The organism is Paenibacillus macerans, from assembly GCF_050565405.1.
In the GTDB taxonomy this organism is placed as follows: domain Bacteria; phylum Bacillota; class Bacilli; order Paenibacillales; family Paenibacillaceae; genus Fontibacillus; species Fontibacillus macerans_B.
Genome location: NZ_JBNYYG010000013.1, coordinates 30,926 through 45,611 on the forward strand (window position 1 = coordinate 30,926; position 14,686 = coordinate 45,611).

At 54.2% G+C, this 14,686-nt stretch carries 13 protein-coding genes; 3 read left to right on the forward strand and 10 right to left on the reverse strand.

Annotated elements, in window-relative coordinates:
• Nucleotides 1-7: 7 nt before the first annotated feature.
• The 3 genes from rsmD to ACQ4N8_RS10720 form a co-directional block, all read right to left on the reverse strand.
• Entirely contained in the window at nt 8-589 is a 582-nt protein-coding gene (rsmD, locus tag ACQ4N8_RS10710; RefSeq protein WP_430704342.1) for a 16S rRNA (guanine(966)-N(2))-methyltransferase RsmD, read from the reverse strand.
• Nucleotides 590-948: 359 nt separating this feature from the next.
• Nucleotides 949-1,539, reverse strand: coding sequence for a hypothetical protein (locus tag ACQ4N8_RS10715; protein WP_430704343.1), 591 nt, complete (start codon nt 1,537-1,539; stop codon nt 949-951).
• Between the two features lie 103 nt (nt 1,540-1,642).
• On the reverse strand, nt 1,643-2,356 hold the full coding sequence (locus tag ACQ4N8_RS10720) for a glycoside hydrolase family 73 protein (protein WP_430704344.1): 714 nt from the start codon (nt 2,354-2,356) through the stop codon (nt 1,643-1,645).
• A 158-nt stretch (nt 2,357-2,514) separates the two neighbouring features.
• On the opposite strand from ACQ4N8_RS10720, the gene ACQ4N8_RS10725 reads away from it, so the two are divergent.
• On the forward strand, nt 2,515-3,033 hold the full coding sequence (locus ACQ4N8_RS10725; protein ID WP_430704345.1) for a hypothetical protein: 519 nt from the start codon (nt 2,515-2,517) through the stop codon (nt 3,031-3,033).
• A gap of 97 nt (nt 3,034-3,130) precedes the next feature.
• A complete protein-coding gene (locus tag ACQ4N8_RS10730) occupies nt 3,131-3,808 on the forward strand; it encodes a tetratricopeptide repeat protein (protein WP_430704346.1) in 678 nt (225 codons plus the stop codon).
• Between the two features lie 64 nt (nt 3,809-3,872).
• On the opposite strand, the gene ACQ4N8_RS10735 is transcribed toward ACQ4N8_RS10730, so the two are convergent.
• The 7 genes from ACQ4N8_RS10735 to ACQ4N8_RS10765 form a co-directional block, all read right to left on the reverse strand.
• On the reverse strand, nt 3,873-7,034 hold the full coding sequence (locus tag ACQ4N8_RS10735) for an MMPL family transporter (protein ID WP_430704347.1): 3,162 nt from the start codon (nt 7,032-7,034) through the stop codon (nt 3,873-3,875).
• The gene (locus ACQ4N8_RS10740) at nt 7,031-7,480 is read right to left on the reverse strand and encodes a MarR family winged helix-turn-helix transcriptional regulator (protein WP_430704348.1); all 450 of its coding nucleotides are present in this window, start codon (nt 7,478-7,480) and stop codon (nt 7,031-7,033) included. Before ACQ4N8_RS10740 ends, ACQ4N8_RS10735 begins: the two co-directional genes overlap by 4 nt.
• A 198-nt stretch (nt 7,481-7,678) precedes the next feature.
• Nucleotides 7,679-8,113 (reverse strand): GNAT family N-acetyltransferase, encoded by a 435-nt coding sequence (locus ACQ4N8_RS10745; RefSeq protein ID WP_430704349.1) that lies wholly within the window; start codon nt 8,111-8,113, stop codon nt 7,679-7,681.
• Nucleotides 8,098-8,784, reverse strand: a complete 687-nt coding sequence (rpiA, locus tag ACQ4N8_RS10750) for a ribose-5-phosphate isomerase RpiA (protein WP_430704350.1) — start codon at nt 8,782-8,784, stop codon at nt 8,098-8,100. Before rpiA ends, ACQ4N8_RS10745 begins: the two co-directional genes overlap by 16 nt.
• A 182-nt stretch (nt 8,785-8,966) precedes the next feature.
• Nucleotides 8,967-10,232 carry an MFS transporter gene (locus ACQ4N8_RS10755; RefSeq protein ID WP_430704405.1) on the reverse strand — a complete coding sequence of 422 codons (1,266 nt, stop codon included), beginning with the start codon at nt 10,230-10,232 and terminating at the stop codon, nt 8,967-8,969.
• Nucleotides 10,233-10,334: 102 nt separating this feature from the next.
• Complete coding sequence (gene helD, locus ACQ4N8_RS10760; protein WP_430704351.1) at nt 10,335-12,680, reverse strand: RNA polymerase recycling motor HelD; 2,346 nt, start codon at nt 12,678-12,680, stop codon at nt 10,335-10,337.
• A 213-nt stretch (nt 12,681-12,893) separates the two neighbouring features.
• Entirely contained in the window at nt 12,894-13,916 is a 1,023-nt protein-coding gene (locus ACQ4N8_RS10765; RefSeq protein WP_430704352.1) for an FUSC family protein, read from the reverse strand.
• A 152-nt stretch (nt 13,917-14,068) separates the two neighbouring features.
• Between ACQ4N8_RS10765 and ACQ4N8_RS10770 the strand changes: the two genes are divergently transcribed.
• Entirely contained in the window at nt 14,069-14,599 is a 531-nt protein-coding gene (locus tag ACQ4N8_RS10770) for a hypothetical protein (protein ID WP_430704354.1), read from the forward strand.
• The last annotated feature ends 87 nt before the right edge of the window (nt 14,600-14,686 follow it).

Genomic DNA, 14,686 nt, shown 5'->3' on the forward strand with positions numbered 1-14,686 from the left:
CTCCTCCTTACTCTTCGGCTGGAACCGAACTTGTCTCTTCATCGTAAGTATAGATCGATACGGCCGTTTCTCCGTATTCCGCTTTGCGCAACTGCGTAAATTTACCGAAGCGGTCGGGATAGGCGTAGGAGGACTCGTATTCGAGCACGACCGTGGCTTGCGGCGCCAACAGCTTCAGTTCGTCCATCTGCATCATCAGCGCATCCCCATGCTTCATCCGGTAAGGCGGGTCCAGAAACACCAGCTCAAACGCCGCTTCCCGTTTCGAGAGGGCTTTAAGGGCCCGCTCGGCATCGTTCTTGTAAACCTCGGCCCGCTCCTCGAATCCCGTCGTCTTTAAATTCGCGCGGACCGTTTCCAAACTTTTAAACTCTTTATCGATAAACACGGCCTTGTCCATGCCCCGGCTTAACGCCTCGATGCCAAGGCCTCCCGTGCCCGCGAATAAATCCAGCACCGCTCCTCCTTCAAAATAAGGACCGATCATGCTGAAAATCGCTTCCTTGACCTTATCGGTCGTCGGCCTCGTCCCCATGCCGGGCACGGCTTGTAACGCTCTGCCCCGGGCGCTGCCCGATATGACTCTCATTGGTTCTTCACACCCTTAATTTATGCCTAAAAAATGCCTGTCGATATCGTACCACAATCCGCTAAAGAATGAAAAATCAAAAACGACGATCGACCGTTCGGCTCCGCCGAAAACCTATAAATCCATAAAACCTAACAAATTTTTACGATGGAGGTATAAAACCGGAGCGCCGGGACAAACTTGAACTATCGACATCACCAAATGTCGTAGACAACCGCGGAGAAGACTTACGTTTCCCCATAAGCTCTTCGTCCGGTTTCTCCTCTCCCATGATGGGCGTCCTGAAAGGGACGCCCGGACAAAAGCCCTTGTAGTCATTATTTCCTACGAGGGCTTTTGTCCTTTTTTTATGCGGTTCGTCATTTCATCGCAATTTCGTCGATATGGGCCTGTTCCAGATCCATCCTAAGATGTGCGGCTTCCGTGCGGTTCAAAGCAGGTGCGGCAAGAAGGACTTGCGCATCCGTCGATAGCCCGTTGCCCAGTTCAGGAGGAAGATCGGCTTGCCGCGCTGCCCAGAATATGCGCTTCAGCTCTTTATCCATGTAAACTTTGCCGTCCGCCTGCACGATTCGTTCCGCACCAACGTATTGAATGACGCTCGTTCCGTTATACATCATGCAGTTGGCGTACTCCCGTTCGTTGATCCGCACGGTCCCTTTAAAATAATCGCCCCGTTTGAAATAATAGCCGTCGAACGTCAACCTGACCGGTTGTTCGTAATCTGGAGCTTCCTCCATGTAAGCCACTCCCGCCAGCGTCTGCGACACTTTCACCGGCGAGACATGCTCGATGTACCATTTCGTATATAGCGTTAAGGCCAGTACTAGGGACGCTCCCCCAGATATCCATATCCAAAGCTTCCTGCTTATCGGAACCCCCGCCTTCCCCTGTCGCGAATATTTCCTTCCGCTCTCTCCTGTGAAGCAAAGCGGAATCAGTTCATCCAAATCTTACCACCTCTACGCTTGGAGAACAACCAACACGAAGAAAGACTGCTTAGAGCGGGCTCCGATATACGATTTCCCCATAAACAACGGATGTAAAAAGGGCTTAGCGCTGGTCCTTCTTATCGAACAAGCCCCTGCGATGCATCACGGTAATCAAGCGGTAAAAGTCCATGCTTCCCTGCTCCGGGTTATTGATCAGTGGCTCGTCCTTGCTGTAATCCACCGCCGCCGCAACCGCCTTCTTGGCCCATTCCGGCATGCCCGGACGGGTCCATTTCTCCAGCTCGGCGATTTTTTGGGCTTGGGCACGGACCGTTTCCTGCAATTTATCAAATTGGCGTTTCTCCTCCGCGGTCATCGGTTCGTCTCCTTCCGGCTTATCGTATTGAGTTAAATCGTAGCTGTCCATCAACCGGATCAGCTTATCGGCATACTTCGGGTCCGAAGCATATCCGGCAGCCGCGACGGCCCGGGCCGCCTCGGGCCCCGTCCGGTTTCGCGCTCCCGCATACCGGTTGGCGGACAGCAGTTTAGCATGATCGGCGATCGATTCGGACCAGGTGCGGTATTTGCGGAAGGCCGCATTGACCCGGACCGTCTTCCCGCCGCGGTATTCAGTCGTCGGCAGAATCAAGCTCCCTGCCGGTCCGCTGCCTTTAATGCCGAACAGATTGTTGGCTTGCCGGGCCAGCCCGCTCGTCCCCCAATTGGATTCCAGGGCGGCTTGGGCAATCGTCAATGAAGCCGGAACGCCGCTTTGCCTGAACTGGGCAACGGCGGCAGGGGCGACGGCTTCGATAAACTCGTTATTGTTCATCCGCGTTCACACCTCCTACATAGTTTATGAGCAGGTTGGGACAAAGGATTGGACCTTTTCCCCGCCCGTATTTTCGATGCATAGCTAAATGGTGTAAGGGTACCCTAACCTTGGTTCAGAAACCAACTTTGAATAGACCCGAGGAGGATTCAACGTACATGTACAACAACGTCAGTCAGCAAGTCCGCGAAATCGAGCAAACGATGCGCCAGCTTGAGCAGCAAACCCGCCAGGCCACGATGATGTACCAACAAATGCTGCAGCAGGAGCAGCAAAACGCCCAGCAGCTTGAAGAGCTGGCCCAGCGCGAACGCAGAGCCGTCCAAACGATTCAAACGGCGCTGCATGGGCATCAAACCGCGATGCAGCAGTTCCAGCGCGTCGCGCAAATGGCCTCGCAGCTCGAGAGCAGCGTGCACTCGATGTCCAGCATCGGAACCAGCTACACCCAGCCGGGCATCGGCCAAAGCTACAGTACCCAAGGCATCGGTCAATCCAACTACAACCCGAGCGGCATCGGCAGCTTTGGTTCCTCCGGGATGAACAGCCAAATGCCGGGATCGATCGGCTCCGGGTCCATGGGATCTATGGGATCCACCGGTTCCATGAGCTCCCCCGGCTCCATGGGGACGAGCAGCTCGATCGGTTCGGCCGGCTCCCTGCGCAGCTTCCAATAATAGCTACAGCCGCCCGTCAAGGGCGGCTGTTTTCATGACGTGTCCTTAAGCTCTGTGATATAATTGGAAATAATTATGTTTTGGGTGGAGGACTCGCATGAGTAAGTTTATGCTGTTTATTCTATTATCCTGGTTATTCGGCAATCCGTTTATCGCGATCATCGTCTTGCTGCTTATCCTTTATTTCATCGACCGGCGGTATGTCGGGTTGCTTCCCAGCCTATCCAAGCCGTTTAAGCGAGGCCGGAATATTTCCCGGCTGCGCCAGCAGCTGTCCGCAAGCCCGTTCGACGTTTCATCCAAACGCGAGCTTGCCCGCTTGCTGCTCGAACGCAAAAAATTCCACGAAGCTCACCGGTTGCTTGAGGAGGCCAAGGACGCTTCGGAATCCTCGGCGGAATTTTGGAGCGATTTAGGGGCCGCTTCTTTAGGTTTGGGTCGCATTGAAGAAGGCGAAGCGGAAATTTTGCATGCGTTAAGCTTAAACGACCGCGTGAAGTACGGTCAGCCTTATTTGCAGCTCGCTTCGGCTTTTCGCGAGAAAGACCCGCAGAAGGCCTTGCAATACGCCGCTAAATTCGGAGAGATTCAATCCTCCTCCAGCGAAGCTTATTATTTGCTTGGCAGCCTTTACCAGTTGCTGGGAAGCAAAGAGGAAGCCAAGCGGGCCTTTGGCGAGTCTATCGCCGTTTATCGTTCCCTGCCGAAATACAAAAAACGCCAGGAACGGAAATGGGCGCTCCGCAGTTTCCTGAAACGTGGAACGCTAGGGTAAGCAGATACAACAAAAAATGCCGGCTTCCACACGAGTGGAAGCCGGCATTTTATATGGCTTTCATTTACAAGTTCAGCGTTTGCCCTTGGTCCTGATTCTCGCCCATTCGGCGGTGAAACGGCCACCAGTTCGCTTGACCGAACATTTTGACCATCACCGGGATGAGGAACGGCAGAACGACGACGGCATACAGCGCCAACCCGGACAGCACCACCGTGGCGATTTGCAGCATGGACATGACGCCGGACGGATACATCGACGCCATCGTTCCGCCGAGAATGACCGCCGCGGACAAAATAACCGTGCCCATGTTGCGCATGGAGTGCAAAATCGCATCGCCGACGTTCCATTCCTTGTTCTCATTGAAACGGTCCATCAGGAAGATACTGTAGTCGACGCCCAGCGCGACCAAAATGACGAAGCCGAAGAACGGCGTTGCCCAGCTTACGCCGGAATAACCGAAGATATCGACGAATACCCATTCGGTGAACCCGATGGACGCATAGAAAGTCAATACCAGCGACAGGATGATGTATATCGGCATGACCAGGGAACGAAGCAGCAACACCAGGATGATGAAGATCCCTGCCAGCATTAAAATGACCGTTCGCGTATAGTCGCTGCCGGAAATCGTTTTAAGATCGTTAAACGTGCTGGTTACGCCGCTGATGGCGATATCCGCATTTTCCAGCTTCGTGTCCTTGACCGCGGTTTTTACGGCGGAATCCACGGTGGCGATCTGATCGATCGCCTCGCGCCCGTAAGGATTGCTGGAGAATACGACGTCGAGCGTCATGACCTTCCGGTCGGTCGACAGATAGGTATCGAAGACCTGCGTTATCTGCTCGTTCTCCATCGCTTCTTGCGGAACGTACCAGCCGTCCAGCCCGTTATCCGAACCGCCCACCTCCGTCAAGTAATCTTTGGCGGTATTCAGGCCGCCCGAAACCTGGGATAATCCGTCCACGCTTTGATCCAAACCGTCGGTCAGCTGGGAAATCTGTCCGGAGAACTCGCTGAACCCGGTTTGGATTTGTTCCTGTCCGTTTTGAATTTGCGCCAGGCCGGATACGACCTCGGGAATTTGCCCGACGATTTTGCCTTGCCCGTTCGCCGCCTGATTCAAGCCGGTTTCCAGCTGAGCGAGGCCGGCAACGATTTGTTTCAAACCGCCTGCCAGCTGTTTGCCGCCAGCAGCCGCTTGCGCATAACCTTGGTTGGCTTGGTTCAGACCGGCGGCGACTTGCGCCATTTGCTCTTCCACTTGCTTCAGGCCCGCGGCCATCTGGCCGATGCCCTTGCCGGTTTCCGACACCGTTCCGCGAATCGTCAAGTAGTCCTGGTCGGCAGCCAGTTCAGGGAATTTCCCTTCCAGGCTGGCAAACCGTGCATCGAGCGCCGTCAAGCCTTGCGATGCCGTGCCCAGCTGCTCGCGGATTTGCGTTAGGCCGACGCCGAGTCCGGATACACCTTGACCGATTTGTTGATACGATTGCAGCAGTTGGCCGTGGGCGTTCGCCAGATCTTCGGCGCTTTTTTGCGCCTGCTGGAGACCCTTCTTCAGCTCGCCGGCTCCCGACGAGCCGTCGCGGATCCCTTTTTCGATCGCCGACAAACCGCCGGACAACTGGTCTATGCCGTCTTTCAGTTGCGCCGTCCCTTCGACCAGCTTGCCTGTACTATCGGCCGCTTCCTTGAGCTTAGGGGCATTTTCCGAAAGCGCCTGGCTGGCGTCCGCCAAGCCGTTTTGAATTTGGCTCAGGCCCTCTCCGCCTTCGCCCAGCCCCTCGCCGACGGTCTTCACCTGGTTGCTCAGGGCAAAATCCTTGATGACCTCGCCCGTTGGACGGCTCATGCTCCGTACGCTGGCTACGCCGTCAACCTTCTCCACTTCGCGGCTGATTTTCTCCGCTAAGGCCATGTAGTCGGCGTTATCCATTCGCTCGTCATTTTGAATGACGATCTTCGAAGGCAGCGACTCGCCCGGTTCAAAGCTTTCCGCGATGATGTTGTACGCCTTGACGGATTCGTATTCTTCGCCGATTTCCTCCATGCTGTTGAAGGAAACGTTGCCGCTGTAGGCAATCAGGAACGGTACCGTAACGGCGGCTACGATCAGCAGCGCCGCCCATGGACGCTTCAGCGAAAAAGAGCCGATCGCGCCCCAAAAACGGTTTTCCTTATGCTCCAGCGAGCCGCGAACCGGCCAGAACAACTTGGTGCCCAGCACCGCCATGAAGAACGGTACGATCGTTACCAAGGCGATCAGCATCACCGCGATGCCGACCGCCACGGAGACCGCCGAACGATACAGCATAAATTGCGACAAGCCGATCGTCGAAAAGCCGACAAGTACCGCCAGGCCGGAGAAAAATACCGTTTTCCCCGCTTTGCGGTAAGTTTGAATGATCGCTTCCCATTGGTCGTTCGTATGCTGCAGTTCTTCCTTATACCGGCTGATCAGCAGGATGCAGTAGTCGGTACCGATCCCGAACATGACGGCTACCATAAAGATCTGGGTATACGTCGAAATCGGGAAGTTGACCGAATCGACGAGGAACGAAACGATGGACTGCGACACCAGATAACTGATCCCGACCGTCAGCAGCGGAACAAACGGCGCTACCACGGATCGGAATACCACAAACAGAATCAATAGAATAAAGATTACCGTAAAATATTCCGATTTTTTCAGCCCTTCCTCCGAGCTGACGACCATGTCTTCGTTGATTTGCTTTTGACCGGTCAAGTAGTGATCCACCTGGAGAGTATCGAGATTCCGGTGAATATCCTGCTCGATCTCCTTCAGCGGACGCTCCTCGTCCAGCACCGACAAAGAGGTCAGAATCGTCTTGCCGTCCGCGGATATCATTTTATCTTTGGCTTCCGGCGTGCCGAACGGGTCGGTAATCGAGGCGATGCCGATATCCCCCATATGCTCGCGCAGGGTGCCGATCGCCTGCTCTACCTCTTGCTGCTTGGCATCGTCGATGCCTTGTTCGTCATGAAAGACGAGAGCGATCTGCGTCTCTTTCGCTCCCCCCTTCATTTCCGCTGCCTCCGCTAGAATAGCCGAAGCTTCTGAAGATGAGTAACCGTCAGGGACGGTTATTTCGCCCTTCTCCCGCACCAAATCTCCCATCGAGGGTGCCGTTAACATCAATGTGGCCGCCAAAGCGATCCACAGCAGCAAGATCCACCATCTTGCCTTCAGTATGAATCTCATTTCCCCGAACTCCCTTCCCCGATTAGTCTTGCCAATTTCTCAAACGCGCTGATAAAACCTTCCACCTCATCCGCATCAAAATGCACCAAATAGGTCGAGACGGTGTTCATGATCTGTTCCTGGACAATGCGGTAATTGGCTTCTCCTTGTTCCGTCAACGTTAAGTATACGACCCGCCGGTCATCCTCATCCCGGGTACGCCGCAAAGACCCTTTATCCACCAGCCTCGTGATCATCGCCGTGATCGAGCTTTTGCCGACGGCAAAAGCCTCGGCCAACTCCGTCGACGTGCACCGTCCGCGGGCAGCGATATAATCCAAAATCTGATACTGCTCCATGGTGATGTCTTCCTGGATAATTTCGCGTATTTCCCCGTGCAGCCTTTTGGTGACCACGAAAAAAGCGGCCATGTATCTTTCGATCAGCTGCTTCGACTCAAGGTTCACCTCCCGAATCCCTCCTGACTCCCGGACCCGAATCTCGTCCATATAGTTTTACGATAAAACAGTTCGACAATGAAACTATAGGCGATTGTTCGGTGAAAGTCAAATCCAATGTCCCGTTATCCTTTCCTGCGGCGGGTCCTGCCCGCCAAAAAGAAAGGCCGCCCAAGGAAATCCCTCGGCAACCTCGATTCAAGGTATTTAATCTTCTTCATTTTCCTCTACGCGATACACGCAACGGAACCGTTCTTCGCCGGTGATCCCGTCTCGGAACCCGGTAATCCGAAAGCCGATGCTGCGGAAGAAATCCGTCCCTTCCTCATCGGTGACGGCCACGATGCTTTCCGGTTCGGACTCGGTCAGCGCCAGCAGCACCAGGGCCCGTCCGTATCCCTTGAGCCGCTCCTCCGGATGCACCGCAAGGTGGACGATCTCCAGCACCTTCGACGCATCCGCGAAGTAGCCGATCAGGCCGGCCACTTCGCCTTCGACCTCATAGCCGTACAGCTCGTACGCATCGTCGGTGCGATACAGGCGAATGGCCGCGGCCAGCTCGTCGGGATCGAAAATAACCGCGTATTCGAGCAGTTCCTGGATGCGCGGTTCGTCGATCCGCGTCTTTATTGGCTTGAACATGCGGCCTCCCTCACTTCGGTGCGCCCGTCTTCATAACCGGTCACGACCGTATGCGCGATTCCCACGAACAACCCGTGCTCGACGACGCCCGTCATCGCTTTCAACTCTTCGCTCAGCTTGCCCGGTTCGGCGATTTTGCCGAAAGAAGCGTCCACGATGTAGTTCCCGTTATCGGTTACGTACAGCCCGCCGTCCTTCATGCGCATTTCGAAAGGAACGTCGTAGCGGCTTTTCAGTTCTCTCAGCGTCCATTCGTAACAAAACGGCACCAGCTCGACCGGTAGCTTGAACTTTCCGAGATGGGGCACGATTTTGCCGCTGTCCGCGATGACGATAAACTTGTCGCTATTCATCGCCACCATCTTTTCGCGCAGCAACGCGCCGCCGCCGCCCTTGATCAATGCCATTTGCGGATCGACTTCATCGGCTCCGTCGATGGCCAGGTCCAGCCGTGCTACGTCCGCGGACTGAACGAGCGGAATATGATATTTCACGGCTAAGTCCTCCGAAGCATTGGAAGTGGCGATAGCGCGAATGCGCAGTCCGTTTGCCACCATTTCGCCGATTTTCTCAATCGCGTAATAAGCCGTCGATCCCGTTCCGAGTCCGACCGTCATCCCGTCCTTGACCCATTCTGCAGCGCGATATCCCGCCGCCTGTTTGGCATTCATGATTACCCCTCCAAAAATGATCCAAGATATCAATCCGTAAAGCCCTGGTGTATGTATCTTAACCCCTTGGCATTCAGCTCTTATCATACCAAAAAAGCCCGGACATTAGAACAGCGGGGCTCCATCGATGGAGTGTCCCGCTTTATGAGGATCCAAATGCCGGTTTCCCGGATACCTGCTCTTTATTCTTGGTGCAGCGCTCGAGGGGCCTTGGTTCGTTTGGCCGGTTTAGTCGGTTTGGTTGCCCCTCCGGGTCCCGATTCCGGCTTAACCATCAGCAACAGTAGAATCGCAGCCACCAGCGAAACGCCGGCGATGACGAAAAACATCGTCATGTGCCCCGCCTTCATCAGCAGGGACATGATCGGAGGCCCCGCCGATACCCCGATAAACCGCATGCTGCTATATATGGATGTAATCGTTCCGCGCATTTCCTTGTCGATCCCTTCCGTAATAAGCGCGTCCGAGCTGGGGAGGACGATCCCGATCCCCGCGCCGCAAACGATCAGGCAGGCGATCACGAAATAAATGTTGTTGAAGAAACCGATGCCGAACAATGCGCCTGTCGCGAGCACAAGCCCCGCCACGCCCGACCATTTCATCAGCTTTTTGTTATTGCCGATTTTTTTGCCGGTCACATACGAAGCCAAGCATAACGCGGCTAGCGGTATTGCCAGTACCAACCCTTTGACGACGCCGTCCAAGCCATGCTTGACCTCGAGTTGCTCCGACAAATAAAACAGTACGCCGAACAGCAAAAACATGCAGATGCAGCCGATGGCAAAAATAGCGTATAGCCAGCGCCCCTTCTGCTTGAATACCCCTTTGACCGAACTAACGAATTCGCGCAGCGGTTTGGCTTTTTCCCTTTCCTTCGGCTCCTTGACCAGAAAAAGCACGAGGATCAATGAAATCAAGCACAACATCGGGATCGAAAGCAACGGGACATACCAAATCCACGCGCCGAGAAGCGCTCCCAAAATCGGGCTGAGCACCTTGCCGAACGTATTGGAGGTTTCAATAATCCCCAAATTGTGGCTGACCTCTTCTTCGTCGTCGAACATGTCGCCGATAAGCGGAAGCACGATCGGAAAAGCGCCGGCGGCACCGATACCCTGCAAAAAACGTCCGCCCAGAATCAGCCAGTAGACAGCCATCCCTTGGGCAAACCAATCGGCCGCCCCAGCAATGCCGCCGCCGACGCCGGCGATGATCAGGCTGGGAAGAATGATCGCTTTACGCCCGAATTTATCGGACAAATATCCGGCAATAGGAATAAGCATAATGGCAACGACCGCATAGACCGTGATGAGCATGCTAACCTGAAACGAGGTTACGCGGAGTTCGTGGGCAATTTGGGGCAAAATGGGTATGAGCATGGAGTTCCCTAACGTCATAATCAACGGGATGGATGCCAGAGCTATAATATCGCCTTTTTTGTTGACCATCAAACATTCAGGCCACCCTTCTCTAAAGACGTTTAGAACAGACCCGGTTAGTGTAGTTCATTTCCGCGAAATTATACCGCAGGTTACCCCGGTAAGAAATCTTTAGGGGTGCAGCGCAAACCTCGCCGGGCTGGTCTCGCGAACGAACCGGCTCGGCTCTCCCAAGGAATAAATCCGCAGCAAATGCATAGCCCTCGTGCAAGCCGTATAAAACAGCTTCCGCTCGGCCTCCCGGGTATATTTGCGATCGGAGCCGTCATAAATGAGCACCGCATCGAATTCCACCCCTTTCGCTAAATAGGCCGGGATAATATGCACGCCTTTTTCAAAGGACAAGGTCGTTTTCTTGATCAGCTTTACCGTCAGCTTGGCGCTTAGATCATGATAGGCCGCCAGGCTCTCTTCCGCCGTTTTGCAAATAAGCGCAATCGATTCGAACCCTTCCCCGCGCAGCTTCCCGATCGTCTCTTCCAAAGAAGCATGGAGCTCGGCCCGATCCGAGACCAGCTGCACCACCGGCTTCTCACCTTCCCGGTTAAACGGAACGATTGCTTCGCCTCCGGGGATCATTTCCCGGGTGAATTCGACGATTTGCCGGGTAGAACGGTAGCTTTGCTCCAGAATGATCAGCTCGCTTTCCTCCGCGCCGTACAGGTCGCTAAGCACCGAAGACTGCTGCAAAACCGAGGCATGGGCATAGATCGCCTGGTTCAAATCGCCGAGCGCCGTCATTTTGGCCCGCGGGAACAAGCGCTTCAGGAAAAAGAGCTGAAACGGCGAATAATCCTGAGCTTCGTCGATGATGACGTGGCGAATCGAGGTGTTGGCCCGAAATCCGAGCACCAGCTCTTTTAAATATAGAAAAGGCGTAATATCCTCGTAGAACAGCTCGCCAGCGGCGATCTTCTCCAACGTCTGTCCGCAAATGTCCTCCCAATGGTCCGGCAGCGGCCCCGGATTCACCTCGCCAATCATCGCGGAGTCGCTGAACAATTGCGAATACAGTCTCGTGACATCGACGAAGCGCAGCGACTTGACCCATTTGCGCAGCGGTTTAAGGCGATCGCTGACCACCATTTTGGCCAAAATCGATTTTTCGTCCTCATAGTCGCTGAACGAAGGGCTTTTCCCTTGCTGTTTGCGCCGCATGCGCTGATAAGCCCGCTGATAATCCTCGGTATCGAGCAATTGGATTTGTTCCTCCACCCATGGCGAAGCCAATTCCGACTTCCCGAAAGCGGCAAGCTCCTTCAATAGCCATTCCTTCAGCAGCTCGCAGCGGTTGGCCAGCTTGATCGCGGGGTCAAAGGCGTAAAATTGCTTGGCGATCTCTTCGGCGCCGACTACCTCGCGGCCTTGAAAGCGCAGCGGTTTGAATTTCATCGCTTTTTGTTCCAGCAGCCGTTTATAGCGGGTAATGGCCTCCAGGAATTGCACCGATGATTTGTAACGAATTCCGTCGATCCGGGCTTCGTAAGCTTCGTCTTCCTTGGCGGAAAGCACGTATTCGATCTGCACGAACGGATCCTCAAGCTGGAATTCCCGCCCCAGCCGATGCTCCAGGTATTCCTGGAAGGTAGTTTGCTGCATGTTTTCTTCGCCGAGCTCCGGCAGCACCGTCGACACGTAGCTGTTAAACATCGGGTTCGGCGAGAACAGGATCATTTGGTCGGCCTGCAGCACCTCGCGGTGCTTGTATAATAAATAGGCGACGCGCTGCAGGGCGGCTGACGTTTTGCCGCTTCCCGCCGCGCCTTGCACGATCAGCATCCGGCTGCGATCGTTGCGGATGATCTTGTTTTGTTCCCGCTGGATCGTAGCTACGATGCTCTTCATCTGGGCGTCGGAGCTGCGGCTCAGCACCTGCTGGAGCAACTCGTCCCCGATCGTCACGCCGGTATCGAACATGAGCTTGATGTTGCGCCCATGGATCACGAACTGGCGCTTCAGCGACATCATGCCCGAGATCGTGCCGGAAGGAGTTTCATAGGAAGACGGACCCGGAACGCTATCATAATAAAGGTTGGAGATCGGTGCCCGCCAATCGTAAACCAGGAACGTTTCGTCGCCTTCCTGCAGCAGCGACGCGATTCCGAGATAGATGGCTTCCCCCGCCTCCCCGTCTTCGGCAAAATCGATCCGGCCGAAATAAGGCGATTGCTTCAAACGCTTCATTTTCCCCAGGGCGGCCGAAGCGTGTTGATGGCTTTTTTCCCGTTCCGAGAGCACCTGGGACTGCTGCCGCAGGCTGGTGGACGTCTCGCCGACATCATCGGCCTCACTGAAGTTCACCGTCACCTCGTCCCAGAAATCCTTCCGCATCGAGACGACATCTCCCCGAACTGCTCCAACCTCCTGCTCGAGTCTGCGGATTCTGGCATCGATTTGGTCGGCAACATATTCTACGCGGCTCTGTTCTTTCTGCCAAGCCTGATCTGTATTGTCCAATTGAATCGCTCCCTTGAATGGCTGCTTAGCACCAACATTCGATCTATTGACAAACGAATAATAGTATGATAAAATTCGATTAGAATATTTATGTCTTTGTATTATTCGTTTGCAGTCCGTTTTTTATTGTAGCAAGTTTGCTCTTGATTTTCAATCTATGTATTTGTTTTTTCGACATGAAAGTCCTGCCGCTCCGGCAGGACTTTTTTCTTTCTATTCCCCGGGCGGCGTCGTCGAATGATCCGCCAGCCTGTTCAACCTTTCCAATTGGTGGCCGTATTCATACATTTCCGCCGAGACGATGGATAATCGCAGAACTCCCGTGCGTTCCGCAGCATACCTATCCAGCATCCGCCGCAAAAACGCGTCGTTCTCCTGTTCGAATTGCATCGCCTCGCAATAGTTCGGCTTCAGCTTGTCATCGAACTTTAACATGATGTGCTCATGGAATTTCGTCAGCTTCTCCAGATGCTCGTCAAATTCCTTGTTCAGCTCCGGCGAACGGATCGCTTGGAAATAGTGCTGCTCGACCGCGTCCAGCACCTCGAAGCCTTTGCGCAGCGTCCGCAGCATTTGCTTATATATGACCAGCCCTCGATGGTCGCTGAATTTCGGCGCCTTCAGCTTCTTCTTGTCTTCCTCCATCAACTTGTACTTCTCCGCCAGCGAGCCGATCGTATCCTCCAGCGCCCGTTTCTCGCTGCGGAAAACCGTTTCCTTCATTTCATCGGAGATGGCCGTGCGCAGCAAAAGCGACAACTGGTCGAACGTCTGCCGGACCTGCTGTTCGTATTGAACCTTCGGTTTAGGAGGAAATACGACGATATTGATGATAAACGCGGAAAAAATGCCGATCAGGCTGAGCAAAAAACGGTTGAGGGCAAAATCCCATTGCCCCGAAGCCTCCATGACCGAAACCACGGTCACCAGCGTAATGCCGATCGTATCTCCCATTTTTAGCTGCAGGCAAATCATTATGACCAGAATGCACACCAAGCCGACGGCGATCGGTTCATTCGAAAATACCATGCCGCCCAGCATAGCCAAAATAGCCCCCAGCGTATTGGTTTGCAACTGATCGATCAAATATCGCCAAGAGCGATAGATCGTCGGCTGCATGGCAAAGATTGCTGCAACGGCTGCGATGACGGGCGACGACAACCCTAGCAAAACACCGGCATACAAAGCCAGAGTCACCGCCAGTCCCGTTTTAAGCATTCTTGCGCCAAATGTCACAAACATTCCCCCTACGTCGGCAACGCATTCCATTTATTTTAAGCCAAATTTTAAGAAATATTAAGCTTAATTTCAGATATCCTGTGCTTTTTTGGTCAAGACTGATGAAGGCAAGGACCAAATTATTCTAAACGAAGAGGTGAAAAAAGTCTATGTTGGAGTTGAAACTAAAACCTTTTGCCGGCAAATTGACCCTTGCGATCCTGCTGGCCGCAAGTTCTGCCGCCACCGCGGGCACCGTGCACGCGGAGACGGGTGCTCCCGCGGGTAAAACGCAGCAGGAATCCCCGAGTCCGTCGCAAACGGAAACGAAGCAACGCCATCCCCACGGTCATTTCCGCGGCGCCCATATCGTCAAGGATACCGCCGAGCTGCTTGGCGTCGAACCGAAGACGCTGCTGGAGCAGCTGAAGCAAGGCAAGACGCTGCTTCAGATCGTGCAAGCGCAGAAAGGCTGGAGCGAAGAGGAGTATTTGAAGAAGCTGACCGAATCGGCCAACCGCAATATCGATAAAGCGCTGGCGGAAGGCAGAATCGATCAGGACAAAGCGGCCAAGATCAAAGCCAAGCTTCCCGATAAGCTGAAGAAGGTCATCAACCGGTCCTGGAAGGACCGGCAGCCGGGTCAGCCGACGGTGGATTATCAGAACAACCAGGTCAACTGGAGCCACTTGCCCCACTAACGAAAACGCCGGCTCTGAGGGTGCATGACCCGTAAAAAAACCGCTGGACGGATGTTCGCCCAGCGGTTTTATGATCGTTCCCGGCCC